Genomic DNA, 21,103 nt, shown 5'->3' with positions numbered 1-21,103 from the left:
CCCGTACGAGTTTCGCACGGGGCCTGTGAGCCGTCTGTGACGCCGGGTCATGGCGCGTACCGGTACGACATTCCGGCGGTCCTACATACCGGCGATGAGCTTTTCCACCCGGTCGTCGACCGACCGGAAGGGGTCCTTGCACAGCACGGTGCGCTGCGCCTGGTCGTTGAGCTTCAGGTGCACCCAGTCGACGGTGAAGTCGCGGCGCTGTTCCTGCGCGCGGCGGATGAAGTCGCCGCGCAGCCGCGCCCTGGTGGTCTGCGGGGGCACCGACTTGGCCTCGAAGATCTTCAGGTCGTTGCAGATCCGCTTGGCCTGGCCCTTGCGTTCCAGCAGGTAGTACAGGCCGCGGCGGCGGTGGATGTCGTGGTAGGCGAGGTCGATCTGGGCGACCCGGGGGTGGGACATCGTGATGTTGTCCCGGTTCCGGTAGCGCTCGATGAGCTGGTACTTCATCACCCAGTCGATCTCGGTGCCGATCCGGGCGAGGTCGCCGCTGCCGATGGAGTCCAGGGTGCGGCCCCACAGCTCCAGGACCTGCTCGATGACACCGCTGCGGATGCCGCGGCGCTCGCAGAACTCGACGGCCTTGGAGTAGTACTCCTGCTGGATGTCCAGGGCGGACGCCTCGCGTCCCGAGGCGAGCCGGACCTTGCGGCGGCCGGTGATGTCGTGGCTGACCTCGCGGATGGCCCGGATCGGGTTCTCCAGGGTCAGGTCGCGCATCACGGTGCCCGCCTCGATCATCCGCAGGACGAGGTCGGTGGCGCCGACCTTGAGCAGCATCGTGGTCTCGGACATGTTGGAGTCGCCGACGATGACGTGCAGGCGCCGGTAGCGCTCGGCGTCGGCGTGCGGCTCGTCGCGGGTGTTGATGATCGGACGGGAGCGGGTGGTGGCGGAGCTGACACCCTCCCAGATGTGCTCGGCCCGCTGGCTCACGCAGAAAACGGCGCCGCGCGGGGTCTGGAGTACCTTCCCCGCGCCGCACAGAAGCTGCCGGGTGACGAGGAACGGAATGAGGATGTCGGCGAGCCGGGAGAATTCCCCGTGCCTGGCGACCAGGTAATTCTCGTGACATCCGTAGGAGTTGCCGGCCGAGTCGGTGTTGTTCTTGAAGAGGTACACATCGCCTGCGATGCCCTCTTCGTGAAGGCGCCGTTCGGCGTCCACGAGAAGGCCCTCAAGGATGCGTTCGCCGGCCTTGTCGTGCGTGACGAGTTCGGTGACGTTGTCGCACTCGGGAGTGGCGTACTCCGGGTGCGAACCGACGTCGAGATAGAGGCGGGCACCGTTGCGGAGGAAAACATTGCTGCTCCGGCCCCATGACACGACACGGCGGAAGAGGTACCGCGCCACCTCGTCAGGGGACAGACGCCGCTGTCCCCTGAACGTGCATGTGACGCCGTACTCGTTCTCCAGCCCGAAAATGCGGCGGTCCATGTCTGAACATTACGCCTGATGCGTGGTGCTGAAACGAGGTTCGACCGCTCCGTTTCGATCTTTTTCGGAGGGGCTCCGGAGGTTTGACGGCGTCAGGATTCGGCCGGTGCACAGCAGGACGAGCATCGCGACCGCGCCGCCCGCGCCCGCGACCGTGAATCCGGCGGCCGTGCCGCCGTGTTGGGCGGCGACTCCGGCGGCGGCCGTGCCGAGCGCCGCGCCGACGCCGATCGAGGTCACCACCCAGGAAAACGCCTCGGTGACGGTGCCGGCCGGGGCGTGTCGGTCGACCACGAGGAAACCGCAGGCCAGGGCGGGCGCGAGGAAGAGTCCGGCGAGCGCGGCCAGCGGCAGCATCCAGGGCAGGCCCGGCACCAGCGCCAGCGGCGGGAAGCAGAGGGCGAGGCCGACCGAGAGCAGCCGCAGGCGGCGCTCGGGCGCGCCGGACCAGACGCGGGCGCCGTAGGTGAGGCCGCCGACGAGGGCGCCCGCGCCGTTGGCGGCCAGGACGTACGCGGCGACCGGGCCGCCGCCGTGCGCGTCGCCGTAGGCCACGGCGGCCAGCGAGACGGCGCCCAGGGCGATGCCGACGAAGAAGAAGGCGCCGAGCAGGACGGCGAGGCCGGGTGAGCGCAGCGCGCCGAGCCAGTGGGCCTCGTGCGGGGCGGCCCGCCACTGCCGGGAGGGCCGGGAGGTCACCACGACGAGGGTTCCCGCGACGCCGAGCGCGCCGGTGACGATCAGGGCGAAGGACTGCGAGGCGGCCGAGACGATGACGGTCACCAGCAGCGGGCCCAGGGTGAACAGCACCTCCTGCGCGGCGGCGTCCAGCGCGTACGCCTTCTGCACCCGCTCCTCGTCGCCCAGCACGGAGGCCCACAGCGCCCGCAGGCCGCCCTCCAGCGGCGGTGTGGCGACTCCGGCCAGGACGACGGCCGCGAGCAGCGCGAAGCCCGCCGCGGCCAGCAGCGCGGCGGCGGTCATCACCCGCGGCTGACCGCGCCGGTCGACGGCCCGGCCGAGCAGCGGCTGCCCGATGGCGACGGCGGCGCCGTAGATCGCGGACAGGGCGCCCGCGAGGCCGTATCCGGCGCCCTCGGAGCGCGCGAAGAGCACGATGGCGAGCGCCGCCATGGCGTTGGGCAGCCGTCCGAGGAGGGTCCCGCCGAGCAGCCGTGCGGCGTGCCGTGTACGCAGCAGGTCCCCGTATCCCGCGGTCTGCCCAGCCATCCCGGCTCCTCTCCCCCGGCGGTCCCCGGTGCTTCGCCGCCGCGACCCGCAAGCTGCGACCCGCAACCGGCGACCCGCAAGCTGCGACCGCTCACGTGTTACGTATAACGTCTACGGTCATACGTACCATGTCGGCAGTCGGCGGGTCCACCCGCAGGAGCGAACGGAAAGGGTGCGGAAGGTTGACGGGGAGTACGCGGCCGACCTCTCGTGACGTCGCACGGGCGGCCGGAGTGTCGCAGGCGACGGTCTCGCTCGTGCTCGGCGGGAAGTGGCACGGCCGGGTGTCGGAGCGGACGGCGCACGCCGTACGGGACGCGGCGGGGCGGCTCGGCTACCGGCCGAATCTCGCCGCCCGCAATCTGCGGCTCGGCCGCACCCGGACGGCCCTGATGGTGGTGCCCGCGCTCACCAACGAGTATTTCGCGCGTGTCTACACGGGGGCGGCGTTGGTCGCCGCCGAGCACGGCTTCGGCGTGGTGCTCTACCCGTCACCCGACGGCGTCGGGCCGGCCCGCGACCCCTTCGGCTCCGCCCAGGCCGCCATCGACGGGGTCATCGCCTCCTCGATGGCCGCGGACGCCCTGGCCGGCATCGGCGGCGGCGAACTGCCGCTGGTGATGCTCGACAGCGGTCCGGCGGCGCCGGGCGGTCCCCCCACGGTCGACCTGGCGGTCGGCGACGGATTCCGGCAGGTGGTGCGCCATCTCGTCGCGCTCGGGCACCGGCGGATCGCCCATGTCGCGGCCGACATCGACAGCTGGACGTTCCACGAACGCACGCGGACGGTCGCGGCCGAGCTGGCCGCGGTTCCCGGAGTGGAAATCACCTCCGAGCGCTGCTCCCTGGACGTGGACGCCGGCCGGTCCGCCGCCCTGCGCGCTCTGCGCGGGCCGGGTCCTCGGCCCACCGCCCTGCTGTGCGACGACGACATCCTGGCCGCCGGGGCGTGCAAGGCCGCCAGGAGCCTCGGGCTCCGGGTGCCCACGGACCTGTCCGTCACCGGCTTCGACGATTTGGCGTTGGCCACTGCGCTCGACCCGGAACTGACCAGTGTTCGGCTGCCCGCCGAAGCGGTCGGGGACCGCGGGATGACCGCTCTGCTCACCCTTCTCGACGGGGGCTCCGTCGGGCCGGTGGAACTCCCCGTGGAGCTCGTCGTCCGCGGCTCCTCGGCCCCGCCGCCGCGCTGATCCCCCGACCGCGGCGCGGTAATGGCTGAGCGCGCGGTTCCCCGCGCGCTCAGCCCATCGCCCGGCGGCAGGTCTCGCGGCGGGCCGCACGTGGCCGGGCCGGGAGGTCCGCTGAACCGGGCCGGAGGCTACTCCTCCTCGTCGGAGGGGTCGTCGGTGGTGGCCGTCGAGGCGGACTCGGTCTCCAGCAGGCGGGAGAGCTGGCGGCCGAGGATGCGCTTGAACTTGCGCTGCTGGGGGCGGGTGCGGTCGAGGACGGCGACCTCCAACTGCTCGGCGGTGAGCTGGCGGTCGCTGCCGTTGTTGTCGCGGCCGAGGGATTCGACGGCCAGTGCCAGCGCCTCGGCGAGCGTCATGCCGTCGCGGTGCCGCTGGTCGAGGTAGCTGCCGATCTGGTCGGAGTTGCCGCCGACCGCGACCGCGCCGTGCTCGTCGACGATCGACCCGTCGTGCGGCAGCCGGTAGATCTGGTCGTCCTCGGGGGCCGAGCCGACCTCCGCGACGATCAGTTCGACCTCGTAGGGCTTCTCCCCCACGCTGGAGAAGATGGTGCCCAGGGTCTGCGCGTAGACGTTGGCCAGCCCACGGGCCGTCACGTCCTCGCGGTCGTAGGTGTATCCGCGCAGATCGGCGTAGCGCACGCCGCCGATCCGCAGATTCTCGAACTCGTTGTACTTGCCGACCGCCGCGAAGGCGATCCGGTCGTAGATCTCGCTGACCTTGTGGAGTGCCCGTGACGGGTTCTCGGCGACGAAGACGATGCCGTCGGTGTACTGGAGCACGACGACGCTGCGGCCACGCGCGATGCCCTTGCGGGCGTACTCGGCGCGGTCGGCCATGGCCTGCTGAGGTGAAACGTAAAAGGGCGTGGACACCGGCTAACCGTGCCTTTCTGCTGTCGGCTCTGAGGGATGCGTCGCTTGACCGGTTCTCAACTGACCGGCTCTCAGAGCACTTCGGCCTGCGGGCCGTCGGGGTGCTCCAGACGTCCGTCCAGTACGGCGCGGGCGATCTCGGAGACCTCGGCCTCGCTGAGCCTGCGGAAGCCCTCTTCGGTGATCACCGCGACGATCGGGAAGATCCGCCGGGTGATGTCGGGGCCGCCGGTGGCCGAGTCGTCGTCCGCGGCGTCGTAGAGCGCCTGGATGACGGCGGTGGCCAACTGACGCTCCGTGAGGTCGCCGCGGTAGAGCTTCTTCAGCGAGCTGCGGGCGTACACCGAGCCGGAGCCGGTCGCGGTGAAGCCCACGTCCTCGCTGCGACCGCCGGTCACGTCGTACGAGAAGATGCGGCCCTTCTCGCGCTCGGTGTCGTATCCGGCGAAGAGCGGGACGACGGCCAGCCCTTGGAGCGCCATGCCGAGGTTGCCGCGGATCATGGTGGACAGCCGGTTGGCCTTGCCCTCCAGGGACAGGGTCGCCCCTTCGATCTTCTCGTAGTGCTCCAGCTCCAGTTGGAAGAGCTTGACCATCTCCACCGCGAGACCCGCGGTGCCCGCGATGCCGACCGCCGAGAACTCGTCGGCGGGGAAGACCTTCTCGATGTCGCGCTGGGCGATGACATTGCCCATCGTGGCCCGCCGGTCACCGGCGAGGATGACCCCGCCGCCGAAGGTGGCGGCCACGATCGTGGTGCCGTGCGGGAGTTCGACGGCGCCCTTGACCGGCGGGAGCGACCGGTTGCCAGGCAGCAGCTCCGGCGAGTGGTCGCCCAGGAAGTCCAGGAAGGAGGAGGACCCCGGCGTCAGGAACGCCGCCGGGAGCCGTCCGGTGCCATACGTGCCGGCTGCCACCTACTCGCCGCCCTTCTGCACGAAGGAACGCACGAAGTCCTCGGCGTTCTCCTCGAGTACGTCGTCGATCTCATCCAGCACCGAGTCCACGTCGTCGGAGAGCTTCTCCTGGCGCTCCTTGAGGTCGTCGGCCGCCTGGGCGTCCTGCTGGACCTCCTCGACCTCCTCCGTGGAACGCGTCGCCTTCTGCTGTCCGCCGTCGGTGTCCTTGGTAGCCATGTCCCTCACCCCGCTATTCCGTGCGCTCGGTTGACTGCCTACAAGATCAGACCCTACAAGCAGGGCCCGACATCAGCGCTCGATTACGTCAACGTACGAGTGCCACTGGGTTGTTTCCCGGTTCTGGACCGTTTCAGCCCCGGATCGGGCCGCCGATCAGCCGCCCGAAAGGATCCGTACCAGGTCTTCCGCCGTACGACAGCGGTCCAGCAGCTCCTTCACGTGCTTGCGGGTGCCCCGCAGCGGCTCCAGCGTGGGAACCCGCTGGAGCGAGTCCCGGCCGGGCAGATCGAAGATCACCGAGTCCCAGGAGGCGGCGGCGACGTCGTCCGCGTACTGTTCGAGACAGCGCCCGCGGAAGTACGCCCTGGTGTCCTCGGGCGGCTTGGTGGCGGCCCTGACGACATCGGGCTCGTCCAGCAGCCGCCGCATGCGGCCACGCTCCACCAGCCGGTTGTAGAGGCCCTTGTCGGGGCGTACGTCGGCGTACTGGAGGTCGACCAGGTGCAGCCTGGCGGCGTCCCAGCCCAGGTCGTCGCGGCGCCGGTAGCCCTCCAGCAGCTCGCGCTTGGCGATCCAGTCCAGCTCGCCCGACAGGCTCATCGGGTCGTTCTCCAGCCGGTTGAGCACGTCTTCCCAGCGGGCCAGCACATCGCGGGTCTGCGGGTCCGCGTCGGCGCCGTAGCGCTCCTCGACGTATTTGCGGGCCAGCTCGAAATACTCCATCTGGAGCTGTACGGCGGTCAGCGTGCGACCGTTACGCAGCGTGACGAGCTGGCGCAGCGTGGGGTCGTGGGAGACCTCGTGCAGGGTGCGGACCGGCTGGTCGACGGCCAGATCGACCTTGATGAAGGAGTCCTCGATCATGGAGAGCACCAGCGCGGTGGTGCCCAGCTTGAGGTAGGTCGAGATCTCGGAGAGATTGGCGTCGCCGATGATCACATGGAGCCTGCGGTACTTCTCGGCGTCGGAGTGCGGTTCGTCGCGGGTGTTGATGATCGGGCGCTTGAGGGTGGTCTCCAGGCCCACCTCGACCTCGAAGTAGTCGGCGCGCTGACTGATCTGGAAGCCGTCCTCACGGCCGTCCTGGCCGATGCCGACCCGGCCCGCGCCGGTCACGACCTGGCGGGAGACGAAGAAGGGCGTCAGGTGCCGCACGATGTCCGAGAACGGGGTCTCCCGCTTCATCAGGTAGTTCTCGTGCGTGCCGTAGGAGGCGCCCTTGTTGTCGGTGTTGTTCTTGTAGAGGTGGATCGGCTGCGCGCCGGGGAGCTGCGCCGCCCGCAGCGCCGCCTCGGCCATGATGCGCTCGCCCGCCTTGTCCCACAGCACCGCGTCCCGCGGATTGGTGATCTCGGGCGAGGAGTACTCGGGGTGGGCGTGGTCGACGTACAACCGCGCGCCGTTGGTGAGGATCACATTGGCCAGGCCGATGTCCTCGTCGGTGAGCTGCGTGGAGTCGGCCGAGTCCCGGGCGAGGTCGAAGCCCCGGGCGTCCCGCAGCGGGTTCTCCTCCTCGAAATCCCAGCGGGCCCGCCTGGCCCGGTGCATCGCCGCCGCGTAGGCGTTGACGATCTGGGACGAGGTGAGCATGGCATTGGCGTTGGGGTGGCCGGGGACCGAGATGCCGTACTCCGTCTCGATGCCCATTACTCGCCGTACGGTCATGCGGCCCTCCTTGCCCGGCTCCGGCCCGTGCTGAGCCGGAAACACACCGGCTGCGGGTACCCGCTGTGGGGACCCGCAGCCGGAGGGTAGTGCTTACAGATACTGTCCCGTGTTCGCCACGGTGTCGATGGAGCGTCCGGTGTCCGCGCCCTGCTTTCCGGTCACCAGGGTGCGGATGAAGACGATCCGCTCGCCCTTCTTGCCGGAGATACGGGCCCAGTCGTCGGGGTTGGTGGTATTGGGCAGGTCCTCGTTCTCCTTGAACTCGTCCACACAGGCGGCGAGCAGGTGGGAGACGCGCAGGCCGCGCTGGTCGTGGTCGAGGAAGTCCTTGATCGCCATCTTCTTGGCCCGGTCGACGATGTTCTGGATCATCGCTCCGGAGTTGAAGTCCTTGAAGTAGAGGACTTCCTTGTCCCCGTTGGCGTAGGTGACCTCCAGGAAGCGGTTCTCCTCCGTCTCGGAGTACATCCGCTCGACCACCGACTGGATCATGGCGTCCACGGTGCCCGCCTTGGATCCGCCGTGCTCCGAGAGGTCCTCGGCGTGCAGCGGCAGGGTGTCGACCAGGTACTTCGAGAAGATGTCCTTGGCCGCTTCCGCGTCGGGACGCTCGATCTTGATCTTCACGTCCAGGCGGCCGGGCCGCAGGATCGCGGGGTCGATCATGTCCTCGCGGTTGGACGCGCCGATGACGATGACGTTCTCCAGGCCCTCCACACCGTCGATCTCGGCGAGGAGCTGCGGGACGATGGTGTTCTCCACGTCCGAGCTGACACCGGATCCGCGGGTGCGGAAGAGGGATTCCATCTCGTCGAAGAAGACGATGACGGGGGTGCCCTCGCTCGCCTTCTCCCGCGCACGCTGGAAGACCAGGCGGATCTGCCGCTCGGTCTCGCCGACGTACTTGTTCAGCAGCTCGGGACCCTTGATGTTGAGGAAGTAGCTCTTGCCCTGCGGCTGCCCGGTGACCTCGGCGACCTTCTTCGCCAGCGAGTTGGCGACCGCTTTCGCAATGAGGGTCTTTCCGCAGCCGGGAGGCCCGTAGAGCAGCACGCCCTTGGGCGGGCGCAGTTCGTACTCCTTGAAGAGTTCGGCGTGCAGGTAGGGCAGCTCCACCGCGTCGCGGATCTGCTCGATCTGGCCGCCGAGTCCGCCGATCTGGCGGTAGTCGATGTCGGGCACCTCTTCGAGGACGAGCTCTTCGACCTCGCTCTTGGGGACCCGTTCGTAGACATAGCCGGAGCGCGGTTCCAGCAGCAGGGCGTCGCCGGTCCGCAGGGCGCCGTCGAGGAGAGGTTCGGCGAGCCGTACCACCCGCTCCTCGTCGGTGTGTCCGATCACCAGGGCGCGCTCGCCGTCCTCCAGGACCTCCTTGAGGGTGACGATGTCGCCGACGCGCTCGAACTCCATCGCCTCGACGACGTTGAGCGCTTCGTTGAGCATCAGCTCCTGTCCGCGCCTGAGGTCTTCGAGGTCGACGGCCGGGCTGACGTTCACCCGGAGCTTGCGCCCGCCGGTGAAGATGTCGGCCGTGCCGTCGTCATTGGCCTGAAGGAATACGCCGAAGCCGGCAGGTGGCTGCGCGAGCCGGTCGACTTCCTCCTTGAGGGCCACGATCTGGTCGCGGGCCTCCCGGAGGGTGTTCGCCAGCCGTTCGTTCTGCGCGGACACACCTGCCAGGTTGGTCTGCAGCTCGACGATCCGCTCCTCGAGAATCCTCGTGTGCCGCGGAGAATCGGCGAGCTTGCGTCGCAGGACGGCGATCTCCTGCTCAAGAAAGGCGACCTGGCTCATGGGGTCTTCCGAACCACGAGCGGGTCGGCCGCCACGGTTGTAGTCGTCGTCGTGGGCCGCCACGGTCCTCACCTCCTCCAAGGGGAGCTGGACGTTTCCAGACCCTACCTGGGCCGGTAGGGGTGTAAACCCCTAGATCAAAAAGACGATCGCGGTGTGTCCGATCTTCACCCTTGCGTACGTCCCTCCGCCAGTGAGATACCCACCGGGACCCGCCGATCACCATCGGAAAGCCGCCGGTTGTATCGTCGATCCGGTCAACACCCTGCGAGGGCTGTTGCTTCCTGATGGTGTTGCTGATGAGTTTCTGATGCTTCCTGAACGACGAACGGCAGGCGAGGGTTTCCGTGGGCAACGAGACGGCCGAAGCACTCGAGGTCTGGATCGACCAGGACCTCTGCACCGGTGACGGGATCTGCGTGCAGTACGCGCCCGAGATTTTCGAGCTGGACATCGACGGGCTGGCCTATGTGAAGGGTCCGGCTCCGGAGGGTGAGGAAGCCGAGCTGCTCCAGGCACCTGGTGCCACCGTACCCGTACCGCTGCCGCTGCTGCGGGATGTGGTGGACTCGGCCAAGGAGTGTCCGGGCGACTGCATTCACGTGCGGCGCGCGGCGGACCGGGTCGAGGTGTACGGGCCGGACGCCGACTGAGCCCCCGGCCCGCGGTCAGATGCTGTTGTTCGCCGGGCCGGGCAGCGCCACGTAGCGGCCGTCGCGCCACTCCCAGGAGTAGTCGCGCTTCAGGTCGGGGCAGCAGCGCGGCGTGGTGTCGCTCGAATAGCCGAGCACGGTGGCCCGCACCATACGGCCCTGGAGCCGGAAGCCGGTGACCGACCGCTCGTCGGCGGGCCTGACCAGGGTCTCGACGATCGTCGCAGGCCCGCCCGCGGTGGCGGGCGCGGCGAGGACGAAGACGCCGCTGGGCGGGGTGCCGGTGTCGGCCCGGCAGCGCACCACGACGACCGTCTCGGGCCGCCCGTCGCCGTCCAGGTCGCCGGACACATGGTTCAGGACATCCACCGGGGCGCCCGCGCAGTCCAGCGGGTACGAGACCGCCCGGGGGTCCGGCGCGGCCACCGGGGCGGCGGGCGCCTTGGCGCCGCCTGAGGAGGCGTCCGCGGGCTGTACCAGGGCCCCCGCGGCCACGATGGCGCCGAGCGCGGCGGCCGTGGTGATCCAGTGCACCGAGCGGGTGCGGGTGTGCGGGAGGGCCGGGCCTGCGGACGGCTGCACTCGCCTGTCTCCTGGGGTCGAACGGCGGGGGTGGCCAGCATGGTGCCATACGTCACACCAGGGGGGAACGGCGGGGCGGCAGTTGCCCGTGGTACCGCGCGTGCGGCGCGCGGAAAGGCGCACGGCCCCGGAGAAACGGGCCACGGAAAAGCCGCCGCCGGTGCCCATCGGAGGGCAAACCGGCGGCGGCCGGGAGAAGTTGGCCGAAACGCCGCTGTTGACCGGGTGACGACACGCCCTAGGAGGCGGCGTCGGCCGTGGCGGAGCCGCCGCTCGCGCTGCCGGGTCCGGTGTAGTCCTCGCCGTAGGCGCCCTTGGCGGGCCTGCGGCGGCGCAGCGGGGGCTCGACGCCGTCCGCGAGGCGGCGGGCGGTGAGCAGGAAGCCGGTGTGCCCGATCATCCGGTGGTCGGGGCGGACGGCCAGTCCCTCGACGTGCCAGGTGCGGACCATGGTCTCCCAGGCCGCGGGCTCGTTGAAGGTGCCGTGCTCGCGGATGGCCTCCACGGTACGGGCGAGCTGCGTGGTGGTGGCCACGTACGCGCACAGGATGCCGCCGGGGACCAGGGCCTTGGCGACCGGCTCCAGGCACTCCCAGGGCGCCAGCATGTCCAGGATGACCCGGTCCACGTCGGTGTCCGAGAGGTGGTCCTGGAGGTCGCCGACGGTGAGCTGCCAGGCGGGGTGCGGGCCGCCGAAGTAGCGCTCCACGTTCTGGGTGGCGATCTCGGCGAAGTCGGCGCGGCGCTCGTAGCTGTGCAGCATGCCGTGGTCGCCGATCGCCCGCAGCAGGAAGCTGCTCAGCGAGCCGGAGCCCACGCCCGCCTCGACGACCCGGGCGCCGGCGAAGATGTCGGCCATCGCCAGGATCTGCCCCGCGTCCTTGGGGTAGACCACGGCGGCGCCGCGGGGCATGGACAGGACGTAGTCGGGGAGCAGGGGGCGCAGCGCGAGGTAGGCGACGTTTCCCGTGGTTCGGACAACACTGCCCTCGGGAGCACCGATCAGCTCGTCGTGCGGGAAAGCGCCCTTGTGGGTGTGGAACTGCTTTCCGGCTTCGAGCGTGAAGGTGTAGTGGCGTCCCTTGGGGTCGGTGAGCTGGACCTGGTCCCCGACTCTGAAGGGCCCGCGTCGGCGGGCGGCACCGGTCGGTTCGGACATAAGACCACCCTACCGGCTGTTTTACGGCCGCCTGTTCACGCGGCTTCCGACCGCCCGCCCACCGGGGCCATCAACGTGGCCCGTTCACGCGTCGGGCAGTTCACGCGTCGGGCCGGGACATCGCCGAGAGGAAGGCGCGTTCGACGTCCACGGTGGACAGGACGCCGTAGATCTCGCCGGTGGGCTCGACCACCAGGTACTCCGTGGAGGGGGCGGCCCGCAGGGCGTCGAGCAGCTCCTCGCCCGACAGGTCGGCCGAGACGCGCATGCCGGGGGTGAGGTCCTGGGCGAGGCCGCTGACGGCGACCCAGGGGCGGCGGTGCTCGGGGATGTTGACGATCGCGGACTCGCGGACCAGCGCGGTCGCGGCTCCCGCGCCGTCCACCACGACCAGGGCGCGCGCCCCCGCCTCGTTGGCCCGGCGCAGCGCCTCGGACAGCGGGGTGTCGGAGGCGACGGGCACGGCCCTGCGGGTGAGGGTGCGGGCGCGCAGTCCCGGCAGCCGCTCGCGCAGCCTGGCCATGCGCAGGCTGTTGCCCGCGCCGGTCCAGATGATGGCGGCCAGGATCGCGGCGAGCAGGGCGTCGGTGAGCGAGTCCGCGCCGCTGCCGTCGCCGTTGTCGCGCAGGCCGCCCGCGTACGACAGCAGCGGCAGGCCGATCAGTACGGCGATGGCCAGGCCCCGGCCGACCCAGGCGGCGGCGACGGTGCCGGTCATCGGCTTGCCGCTGATCTTCCAGACCACGGCGCGCAGCATCCGGCCGCCGTCCAGCGGCAGGCCGGGCAGGAAGTTGAAGATGGCCACGATCAGATTGCTGACCATGAGTCCGGCGAGCAGCACTCCGGGGACGGTGCCGGACTCCACGAGCTGCATGCCGCCGAAGAAGACCCCGGCCAGGACCAGCGAGAGCAGCGGGCCGACGAAGGCGAGCACGAATTCGCGGCCCGGTGTCTCCGACTCCTTCTCGATCTCGGAGACGCCGCCGAAGAACTGGAGCTGGATCCGCCGTACGGGGAGCCGGAAGCGGAGCGCGGCGACGGTGTGGGCCAGTTCGTGGATGAGCACGGAGGCGTAGAAGGCGACCGCGAAGAAGAGCGAGACCAGGTAGCGGATACGGCCCAGCTCGGGCAGCACGGTCTCCAGCTGACCGCCGAAGACCCAGGTGATCAGGGCGGCGACCAGGAACCAGCTCGGGGCGACATAGATCGGGACACCGTAGAAGCGGCCCATGAGGATGCCGCCTCCGGGCTCGCGCGGCGGCTTGTCGCTGCCGCCGTCCCGGCCCGGGATATCGGTGTTCTTGGACGGCGGCCGGCCGCTCTCGCTCACTGGTTCCCCTCGTTCAGATACGGACCCTGAGTCGATCATGCGGGACGACGGGCTCCGCAACCATGCTATTGCCCCGCTGTTCCGGGCGGGACACCCGCACTGTCGGTGGCAGGCCGTAGGGTCGTCTGCCATGGGCACCAGCACCGAGAGCATCCCGCCGCGACCGCCGTCGTCGCTGTCCCCGTCGCGCGCGGCGGACTTCATGCGCTGCCCGCTGCTGTACCGGCTGCGGGTGATCGACCGGCTGCCCGAGCAGCCGAGCGAGGCGGCCACCAGAGGCACGGTGGTGCACGCCGTGCTCGAACGGCTCTTCGACGCCCCTGCCGCCGAGCGTACGGCCGAGCGGGCCCGTGCGATGGTGCCGGGCGAGTGGCAGAAGCTGCTGGCGGCCCGCCCCGAGCTGGCGGCGCTGTTCCGGGCGGCGGACGACGCGGCGGACGCGGGGGCGCTGGCGCGGTGGCTGGAGAGCGCCGAGCGGCTGGTGGACCGCTGGTTCACCCTGGAGGACCCGACGCGTCTGGAGCCCGCCGAGCGCGAGCTGTACGTGGAGACGGTGCTGGAGTCCGGGCTGACGCTGCGCGGTTACGTGGACCGGCTTGACGTGGCACCGGCCAGCGGCGACCTGCGGGTGGTGGACTACAAGACCGGCAAGGCGCCGCGCCCGGAGTACGCGGACGAGCCGCTGTTCCAGATGAAGTTCTACGCGCTGGTGCTGTGGCGGCTGCGCGGTGTGGTGCCGCGCCGCCTCCAGCTCGTCTACCTGGGCAGCGGGGACGTGCTGACGTACGACCCGACCGAGGGCGATCTGCGGGCCACCGAGCGCAAGTTGCAGGCCCTGTGGGAGGCGATCAGGGAGGCGACGGCCAGCGGGGAATGGCGCCCGCGCCGTACGCCGCTGTGCGGCTGGTGCGACCACCAGGCGTTCTGTCCCGAGTTCGGGGGGACTCCCCCGCCCTATCCCCTGGCGGAAATAGCGGGTGCGCTGCCCCTCGTGGGCGAGAATGGTCCGACCTAGCGAAGGCGTCCGGTCTGGCGAAGGCGAAGGAGAACCCGTGGCTATTCGCGTCCTGCTGGTGGACGATCAGCCCCTGTTGCGTACCGGTTTCCGGATGATCCTGGAGGCCGAGGGCGATCTCGTCGTGGTCGGCGAGGCCGGGGACGGCCAGCAGGCCCTTGACCAGGTGCGGGCGTTGCAGCCCGATGTGGTCCTGATGGACATCCGGATGCCCCGGATGGACGGGGTGGAGGCGACCCGGCAGATCACCGGGCCCGACCGGTCGGGCCCGGCCAAGGTGCTGGTGCTGACCACCTTCGACCTCGACGAGTACGTGGTGGAGGCGCTGCGGGCGGGAGCCAGCGGCTTTCTGCTCAAGGACGCGCCCGCCGCCGAGCTGGTGCAGGCGATCCGGGTGGTCGCGGCCGGTGAGGCGATGCTCGCGCCGAGCATCACACGGCGGCTGCTGGACAAGTACGCGGGCCGGCTGCCGTCCGGTGAGGACGCGGTGCCGCAGCCGCTGCACTCGCTGACCGAGCGCGAGGTCGAGGTGCTGAAGCTGGTGGCCCGCGGTCTGTCGAACGCGGAGATCGCCGCCGAACTCTTCGTCAGCGAGACGACCGTCAAGACCCATGTCGGCCATGTGCTGACCAAGCTGGCGCTGCGCGACCGCGTCCAGGCGGCGGTCTACGCGTACGAGAGCGGGCTGGTGCGCCCCGGCGCGGGCTGACACCGTCCGCGGGCGCACGACACGCGCGAAGCGGCCGGCCGCGGTCCCAGAGGTTCGGGACCGCGGCCGGCCGCTTTCGTCGTCGCGCCGTCACCGGACGGCGGTCAGTCAGCGGTCAGCGGTCAGCCGGAGACGCCGCGGCCCAGCTCCCAGAACTGCGTGGTGGTCGAGGAGTTGAGCGCCCACTCGACACCGGTGATGTCGTTGCGCGACGCGATGTACTGCTTGCCCTGCCACAGCGGCAGCATCGGCACGTCCTGCGCGATGAGGTTCTGCGCGGTCGCGAAGTCGGCGCTGGCGGTGCTGCGTTCGGCCTGCTTGCGGGTGGCGGGCAGGATCTGGTCCTGGATCTGCTTGTTCTGGTACGGCAGGTTCAGGAAGTTGTCCCTGTCGAAGAACGGCGCGATGTAGTTGTCGGGGTCCGGGAAGTCCGGGAGCCAACTGATCGCGAAGATCTGGTAGGCGCGGGAGGACGCCTTGGACAGGAAGGCGTTCCACTGCTCGCTCTTGGCCGTCACGGTGAACAGGCCGCTGGCGTTGAGCTGGCGGGCGATCTCCTCGGCCTCGGGCTGGTTCATCGTGCCGCCGGTGTCACGGCGGTAGTTGATGGTCAGCTCGACCTTGTCCTCGATGCCCGCTTGGTGCAGCAGCGTCTTGGCCTTGCTGACGCTCGGCACCTGGTACTTGTTGAAGAACGAGTTGATGTGACCGGTGATGCCCTGCGGCACGACCGAGTACAGCGGCTCGGCGGTGCGCTTGTAGACGTCACGCGTGATCGCCTGGCGGTCCAGGACCCACGCCATGGCCTGCCGGACCGCGACGTCCTTGAGGTTCGGCGAGTCGGTGTTGAGGAACAGGTAGCGCGCCTCGCCGCCGGGGGCCTCGGTCAGCTTCACGTTCTGGTCGGTGCTCTGGAGCAGGTTGTTGATCTGGTCCGGATTCAGCGTGCGCGACATCACGTCGATGCTGCCGGACTTGAGCGCCGCCTCCATCTTCTTGGAGTCGGCGAACAGCTTCAGGTCGACCTTGCTGTTGTTGAGCTTGAGGATGCCGCCGTAGTGCGAGTTCTTGGAGAACACGCCCTGCTTGCCCTGGACGAAGGAGTCCAGCGTGTACGGTCCCGAGCCGACCAGCTTGAAGCCGTTGTACGGCTTGTCCATCTCGTAGACCCGGCTGTCGACGATCGCGGCGGCCGGGGTGGCGAGCTTGGCCGGGAAGGTGGCGTCGGCGGCCTTCAGGTGGAAGATCACGGTCTTGGAGTCGGGCGCCTCGACGGACTTCACGTCCGATATGAGGGACGCAGGACCGACCTTGTAGTTGATCTTCTGCATGCGCTCGACGGAGAACTTGACGTCCTCCGCCGTGAGGTCGTGGCCGTTGGAGAACTTCTGGCCGTCGCGCATCGTGCAGGTGTATGTCAGCCCGGACGTGTCGTTGTAGTGGCACTCCTTCGCCGCGTCCGGGGTCGGGGTGGTGCTGCCGCGCGGGTAGGTGAGCAGCATCTGGAACGTGTTGTAGAAGATGTTCCAGGTCGCGCTGTCGTAGGAGGTCGCCGGGTCGAGGGGGGCCGGGTTGTCCTCGGTCAGCTCGATACTGTCCGTGGTGCCGACGACGATGGCTTTGCCGCTGTCGCCGCTCCCCCCGCCGGTACCGCCGCACCCAGCGATCAGGGGTGTCATGACGCCCAGCAGGGCGGGCAGCACCAGAAGCTTGCGGTTCATCGTCGTCGTTCTCCTCTTGTTCCCGCTCATGTTCCCTGGGCGCTCGCGGCGTGCTGGCGCAGATGGCAGGCGACGTGCACGCCGGTCTTCGGAATCAGGTTGAGGCGCGGATCGCGTGGCGGGGCGAACTCCACCACGACCCGGCCGCTTTCGGCATGCATCGTGACCACTCCGCGCCAGAAGGGCTCACGCGGTTCGGCTGCCGATGCTTCCTCGCGCAGACGCCGGAGGTATTCCAGCACATCCTCGGCCGTGTGGCTTCTTCCGGGGGCGATCGATACGCGGCCGAGCCCTGGAGCGGACAGTGAATCGAGGTCCGCGAACAGCGCCTTCTCCGCGGCGCAGTCCTGCTGGGGCAGCTCCAGCCAGCGGCGTTCCAGCAGGGCGCGCAGGTCACGGGCCTCCCAGCCGCACTCGGCGACCGCGACCGGGCAGCGCGGATGAAAGGCGCAGCCCAGGGGCGGTGCGGCGGCGTCCGGGATCTCGCCGCGCGGCAGTTCGCGCTCCACGGCCAGCCGCGGGTCGGGCTCCGGGATGGCCGCGAGCAGCGCCTTGGTGTAGGGGTGCTGCGGGTCGGCGAAGACCTGTGCGGTCGGGCCGTACTCGACTATCCGGCCGAGATACATGATGGCGATGGTGTCACAGAAGAACTTCGCGCTCGCCAGGTCGTGGGTGACGTAGACGTACGTGAGGTCCAGATCACGCTTGAGGTCCAGCATGAGCTGGAGGATCTTGGCGCGGACGCTCATGTCGAGCATCGAGATGGGCTCGTCGGCGACCAGCAGTTCCGGCTCGGCGATGATCGCGCGGGCCAGTACGGCGCGCTGCTTCTGGCCGCCGGACAGGTCGGCGGGGAACTTGGAGAGGTAGCGCTCGGGCGGGGTGAGGCCGACGCGCTCCAGCGCGTCGGTGACCCTGGCGTCGTACTCCTGCTCGCTGTCGACGAGTCGGTGGATGCGCAGCGGGTGGCCGACGGCGGTGCGGATGTCCATCGCCGGGTTGAGGGAGGCGTGCGGGTCCTGGAAGACCATCTGGAGCTTGCGGCGCAGGGGGCGCAGCGCGCGTTCGCCGAGGCCGCCGATCTCCTGGCCGCGGTAGCGGACGGAGCCGCCGGTGGCCTTGTTCAGGCCGATCAGGGTGCGGCCCAGGGTGGTCTTGCCCGAGCCGGACTCGCCGACCAGGCCGAGCACCTCGCCCTTGCGCAGGGTGAGGCTCACGCCGTCCACGGCCTTGACCGCGCCGGCCGCCCGGCCGCCGAAGCGTCCCAGCAGGCTGCCGCGCAGGCCGAAGTGGACTTCGAGGTCGTCGACCTCGACGAGCGCCTCCGCGCCGTCCCCGGCGGCGCCGCCGGAGGGCATCACATCAGGCTTCGTCAGCAACGCTGATCTCCTTCACCGCGGCGAGCGGCTCGCGCCCGCCCGTTCCCAACTCGTCGGCCAGCGAGGGATCGGCCTCGATGGCCTGGTGCCAGCAGGCGCTGTGCACGCCGGAGGGCAGCGTCACCTCGGGCGGCTCCGCCGTCGCGCACCCCACCATCGCCACCGGGCAGCGCGGGTGGAACCGGCAGCCCTCCGGCGGTCGCACCAGATCCGGCGGACTGCCGGGGATGTAGTGCAGTCCCGTGGTGGACAGGGAGATGGTCGAGCGGAGCAGTTCCTTGGTGTACGGGTGCTGCGGGTCGGCGAACACCGCGCGGGCATCGCCCTGTTCGACGATGTGGCCGGCGTACATCACCGCGACCCGGTCGCACGCTTCGGCGACGATACCGAGATTGTGCGTGATCAGCACCAGTGCGGTGTCGAAGTTCTTCCTGAGGTCGGCGAGGATCTTGATGATCTGCGCCTCGACCAGGACGTCGAGGGCCGTGGTGGGCTCGTCGGCGACGATGAACGCGGGCCGCAGCACCAGCGCGAGCGCGATCATGATGCGCTGCCGCATGCCGCCGGAGAACTCGTGCGGGTAGCTCTCGTAGCGGCTCTCGGGAATGCCCATGCCGCGCAGCGCCTCCAGGGCGCGCGCCTTCACCTCGCGCTTGGCGAGGTCCTTGTGGTGGGTGCGCAGGGCCTCCTCGAAGTGCTGGGAGATCCGCATGAGGGGGTTGAGCCGGGTCATCGGCTCCTGGAAGATCAGGCCGAGTTCCGGGCCGCGCAGCTTCTGGATCTCGCGGTCGGAGAGTTCGGTGAGGTTGCGGCCCGCGCCGCCCTCGCTGTTCAGCACGACCTCGCCGTCGACCGCGGCGGCGGCCGGGGTGAGGCCGAGGACACCGCGGCCGAGGGTGGACTTGCCGCAGCCGGACTCGCCGACCAGGCCGAGGGTCTCGCCGGGGCGTACGTCGAAGCTGACGCCGTCCACGGCGCGGACCGGGCCGCGGTCGGTGCCGTACCAGACGCGCAGGTCGCGTACGGACAGGACGGGTCCCGCGGGTACGGGAGCGGCGGGGACGGGTTCGGTCACGGTGGTCACTTGGCGGCCGTCCCTTCGGGGGTGATGACGGTGCGGCGGCGGGTGTGCGGCGGGAGCAGCACCTTGGAGATCCGGCGGCGGCGCATGGTCGGGTTGAGGACGTCGTTGAGTCCTTCGCCGAGCAGGGTGAAGCCGAGAATCGCGATGACCATGGCCAGGCCCGGGTAGAGGCAGGTCCACCACATGCCCGCGTTGACGTCGTCGATGGCGCGGGAGAGGTCGTAGCCCCACTCGGCGGCGTCGGTGGGCTGGATGCCCAGGCCCAGGAAGCCGAGGCCGGCCAGGGTGGCGATGGCGTCGGCGGCGTTCATCGTGGTGATGACGGGCACCGACTGGATGACGTTGCCGAAGAGGTATTTGCGGATCACCACGGACGGTTTGGCGCCCATCGCGCGGGCGGCCTCGACGAAGGTCGCCTCGCGGGCGGAGAGCGCGGAGGCGCGGACCACCCGGAAGTACTGCGGGATGTAGACCACGGTGATCGACAGGGCGGCGGTGATGATGCTGCCGCCCGCGATCCCGGCGAAGACGAATCCGGCGACGATCGCCAGCAGCAGGTAGGGGAACGCGAAGAGCGCGTCCATCACGAGCACCAGGATGCGGTCGAGCCAGCCGCCGAAGTAGCCGGAGAGCAGGCCCAGCAGGACGCCGATGACCAGCGAGAACACCACGGCGAGCAGCATCACCTCCAGCGCGGTGCGGGCGCCGTAGATGGTGCGGGAGAGCACGTCGAGGCTCTGCACGGTGGTGCCGAACCAGTGGTCGCCGTCGGGCGCGCCCTGCTTGGGGAAGCGGGCGCCGCCGGACTGGTACGTGTCGAAGTCGTACGGCGCGATCAGCGGGCCGAAGACGGCCATGATCACGAAGAGCCCGGAGATCAGGGCGCCGGTCCAGAGCATGAACCGCGGTACGCCTCGGGCCTCGCGGATCGCCGCCCAGATCCGCCGCAGGCCGCCGAAGCGGGTCGACCCGGGGGCGGGCGGCTGTGCCTGCGGGGCATCGGCGGCCGGGCCGGGGGGTATGGGGGTTGTCTGGGCCATCAGTACCGCACCCTCGGGTCGATCAGCGCGTTCACGAAGTCGATCAGCATGCTGATCACGACGACGACCAGGGCGAAGACGGTGACGATGCCCTGGACGGCGACGTAGTCGCGTTGGTTGATGTAGTCGATCAGCTGGCGGCCGATGCCCGGCCAGTTGAAGATCTGTTCGGTGAGCACCGCGCCGCCGAGCAGCATGGCGACCTGGAGGCCGAGGACCGTGATCACCGGGACCAGGGCGTTGCGGAAGCCGTGCCGTGCCACGACGTGGCGCTCCTTGACGCCGCGGGCGCGGGCGGCCTCGATGTAGTCGCCCTGGAGCGACTGGATGAGGTTGATCCTGATCATCCGGATGAAGACGCCGACCACGAGCAGGCCGAGGCAGACCGACGGCAGGATCAGGTGCTGGGTGATGTCGCCGACCGCGTCCCAGTCGCCGGCCAGCACCGCGTCCACGATGAGGATGTGCGTCTGGGTGGGCACGTTGAGCTGCACCAGCGGGGAGGCCTGGCCGGAGGTGGAGCCGAAGGCGAGCATCAGCAGCGGCGCGGTGACGAAGACGGGCGCGGCGTAGCTGACGGTGCTGAAGAGCCGGCTGGTGACGTCGACGGCGCGGTCCCGGTAGCGGCCGGCGAGCAGGCCGACGGGGATGCCGATGACGGCGGCGAAGACCAGGGCGCCCGCGGTGAGGGTGAGGGTGGCGCCGCCGTTCTCGACGATGATGTCCCGCACGCTGCGGCGGTCGGAGAACGTGGTGCCGAAGTTCAGGGTGCCGACGGACTTCAGGTAGTCCCAGAACTGCTGGTAGACGGGGGCGTCGAAGCCCGCCGCGTGGCGTCTGGCGGCGAGTTCGGCCGCGCTCAGCTTGCCGCCCTGCGAGGCCGAGATGGGGTCGCCCGGCGCCACCCGCATCATGACGAAGACCAGGACCAGCAGGATGAGGACCATGGGCACGGCGAGCGCGATCCTGGTGAGGACGTAGCGGCGCAGCGACCCGGACTGCTTGCTCGTGTTGCTCAACTGAGTGTGTCTTTCTTCAGGAACAGAACAGGCGGCCGGTCCGCGGGGGCGTCACCCCCGCGGACCGGCC

The 21,103-nt window shown here is 70.0% G+C and carries 19 protein-coding genes; 4 read left to right on the top strand and 15 right to left on the bottom strand.

All coding sequences use genetic code 11. The features are described 5' to 3' along the window. Positions 1-81 precede the first annotated feature (81 nt). Both pafA and BGM09_RS19865 read right to left on the bottom strand, forming a co-directional pair. The gene (pafA, locus tag BGM09_RS19870; RefSeq protein WP_188282990.1) at positions 82-1,443 is read right to left on the bottom strand and encodes a Pup--protein ligase; all 1,362 of its coding nucleotides are present in this window, start codon (positions 1,441-1,443) and stop codon (positions 82-84) included. A 9-nt stretch (positions 1,444-1,452) separates the two neighbouring features. After that, positions 1,453-2,673: an MFS transporter gene (locus tag BGM09_RS19865; protein WP_188282989.1), complete on the bottom strand. Its 1,221-nt coding sequence runs from the start codon at positions 2,671-2,673 to the stop codon at positions 1,453-1,455. 128 nt (positions 2,674-2,801) lie between these two features. Between BGM09_RS19865 and BGM09_RS19860 the strand changes: the two genes are divergently transcribed. Further along, positions 2,802-3,866 (top strand): LacI family DNA-binding transcriptional regulator, encoded by a 1,065-nt coding sequence (locus BGM09_RS19860; protein ID WP_188282988.1) that lies wholly within the window; start codon positions 2,802-2,804, stop codon positions 3,864-3,866. 128 nt (positions 3,867-3,994) lie between these two features. Here the strand turns inward: BGM09_RS19860 and prcA are convergent, their stop codons facing one another. From prcA to arc, 5 genes are all read right to left on the bottom strand, one after another. Further along, positions 3,995-4,741: a proteasome subunit alpha gene (prcA, locus tag BGM09_RS19855; RefSeq protein ID WP_188282987.1), complete on the bottom strand. Its 747-nt coding sequence runs from the start codon at positions 4,739-4,741 to the stop codon at positions 3,995-3,997. 71 nt (positions 4,742-4,812) lie between these two features. Beyond that, on the bottom strand, positions 4,813-5,658 hold the full coding sequence (gene prcB / locus BGM09_RS19850; RefSeq protein ID WP_188282986.1) for a proteasome subunit beta: 846 nt from the start codon (positions 5,656-5,658) through the stop codon (positions 4,813-4,815). Continuing rightward, complete coding sequence (locus BGM09_RS19845) at positions 5,659-5,877, bottom strand: ubiquitin-like protein Pup (RefSeq protein WP_188282985.1); 219 nt, start codon at positions 5,875-5,877, stop codon at positions 5,659-5,661. Between the two features lie 156 nt (positions 5,878-6,033). Further along, on the bottom strand, positions 6,034-7,545 hold the full coding sequence (gene dop, locus BGM09_RS19840; RefSeq protein ID WP_188282984.1) for a depupylase/deamidase Dop: 1,512 nt from the start codon (positions 7,543-7,545) through the stop codon (positions 6,034-6,036). Positions 7,546-7,638: 93 nt separating this feature from the next. Continuing rightward, positions 7,639-9,405 (bottom strand): proteasome ATPase, encoded by a 1,767-nt coding sequence (gene arc / locus BGM09_RS19835; RefSeq protein ID WP_188282983.1) that lies wholly within the window; start codon positions 9,403-9,405, stop codon positions 7,639-7,641. A gap of 284 nt (positions 9,406-9,689) precedes the next feature. Here arc and BGM09_RS19830 point away from each other — a divergent pair, with 284 nt between their 5' ends. After that, the gene (locus BGM09_RS19830) at positions 9,690-9,995 is read left to right on the top strand and encodes a ferredoxin (protein ID WP_188282982.1); all 306 of its coding nucleotides are present in this window, start codon (positions 9,690-9,692) and stop codon (positions 9,993-9,995) included. Positions 9,996-10,010: 15 nt separating this feature from the next. Here BGM09_RS19830 and BGM09_RS19825 read toward each other — a convergent pair whose 3' ends face one another. From BGM09_RS19825 to BGM09_RS19815, 3 genes are all read right to left on the bottom strand, one after another. Continuing rightward, positions 10,011-10,577: a hypothetical protein gene (locus BGM09_RS19825; protein WP_188282981.1), complete on the bottom strand. Its 567-nt coding sequence runs from the start codon at positions 10,575-10,577 to the stop codon at positions 10,011-10,013. Between the two features lie 238 nt (positions 10,578-10,815). After that, complete coding sequence (locus tag BGM09_RS19820) at positions 10,816-11,736, bottom strand: tRNA (adenine-N1)-methyltransferase (protein WP_188282980.1); 921 nt, start codon at positions 11,734-11,736, stop codon at positions 10,816-10,818. Between the two features lie 100 nt (positions 11,737-11,836). Beyond that, positions 11,837-13,105 carry a site-2 protease family protein gene (locus BGM09_RS19815; RefSeq protein WP_188282979.1) on the bottom strand — a complete coding sequence of 423 codons (1,269 nt, stop codon included), beginning with the start codon at positions 13,103-13,105 and terminating at the stop codon, positions 11,837-11,839. A 91-nt stretch (positions 13,106-13,196) separates the two neighbouring features. Between BGM09_RS19815 and BGM09_RS19810 the strand changes: the two genes are divergently transcribed. Continuing rightward, the gene (locus BGM09_RS19810) at positions 13,197-14,081 is read left to right on the top strand and encodes a RecB family exonuclease (protein WP_188282978.1); all 885 of its coding nucleotides are present in this window, start codon (positions 13,197-13,199) and stop codon (positions 14,079-14,081) included. 37 nt (positions 14,082-14,118) lie between these two features. After that, on the top strand, positions 14,119-14,790 hold the full coding sequence (locus tag BGM09_RS19805; protein WP_188282977.1) for a response regulator: 672 nt from the start codon (positions 14,119-14,121) through the stop codon (positions 14,788-14,790). Positions 14,791-14,912: 122 nt separating this feature from the next. Here BGM09_RS19805 and BGM09_RS19800 read toward each other — a convergent pair whose 3' ends face one another. Genes BGM09_RS19800 through BGM09_RS19780 form a run of 5 tightly spaced genes read right to left on the bottom strand, consistent with a single transcriptional unit; the run spans position 14,913 to position 21,033 of the window. Then, positions 14,913-16,511, bottom strand: a complete 1,599-nt coding sequence (locus BGM09_RS19800) for an ABC transporter substrate-binding protein (protein ID WP_188282976.1) — start codon at positions 16,509-16,511, stop codon at positions 14,913-14,915. Between the two features lie 26 nt (positions 16,512-16,537). Then, on the bottom strand, positions 16,538-17,890 hold the full coding sequence (locus BGM09_RS19795; protein ID WP_223187297.1) for an ABC transporter ATP-binding protein: 1,353 nt from the start codon (positions 17,888-17,890) through the stop codon (positions 16,538-16,540). Next, complete coding sequence (locus BGM09_RS19790; RefSeq protein ID WP_317452788.1) at positions 17,874-18,974, bottom strand: ABC transporter ATP-binding protein; 1,101 nt, start codon at positions 18,972-18,974, stop codon at positions 17,874-17,876. The genes BGM09_RS19795 and BGM09_RS19790 overlap by 17 nt, the downstream gene beginning before the upstream one ends. Then, positions 18,971-20,014: an ABC transporter permease gene (locus BGM09_RS19785; protein WP_223187296.1), complete on the bottom strand. Its 1,044-nt coding sequence runs from the start codon at positions 20,012-20,014 to the stop codon at positions 18,971-18,973. Before BGM09_RS19785 ends, BGM09_RS19790 begins: the two co-directional genes overlap by 4 nt. Beyond that, the gene (locus BGM09_RS19780; RefSeq protein WP_223187295.1) at positions 20,014-21,033 is read right to left on the bottom strand and encodes an ABC transporter permease; all 1,020 of its coding nucleotides are present in this window, start codon (positions 21,031-21,033) and stop codon (positions 20,014-20,016) included. Before BGM09_RS19780 ends, BGM09_RS19785 begins: the two co-directional genes overlap by 1 nt. Positions 21,034-21,103: the final 70 nt, after the last annotated feature.

It is taken from the genome of Streptomyces sp. CBMA29 (assembly GCF_014596445.1).
In the GTDB taxonomy this organism is placed as follows: domain Bacteria; phylum Actinomycetota; class Actinomycetes; order Streptomycetales; family Streptomycetaceae; genus Actinacidiphila.
The sequence above is the reverse complement of the archived record's forward strand: the minus strand, read 5'-3'. Positions and strand labels throughout refer to the sequence as shown.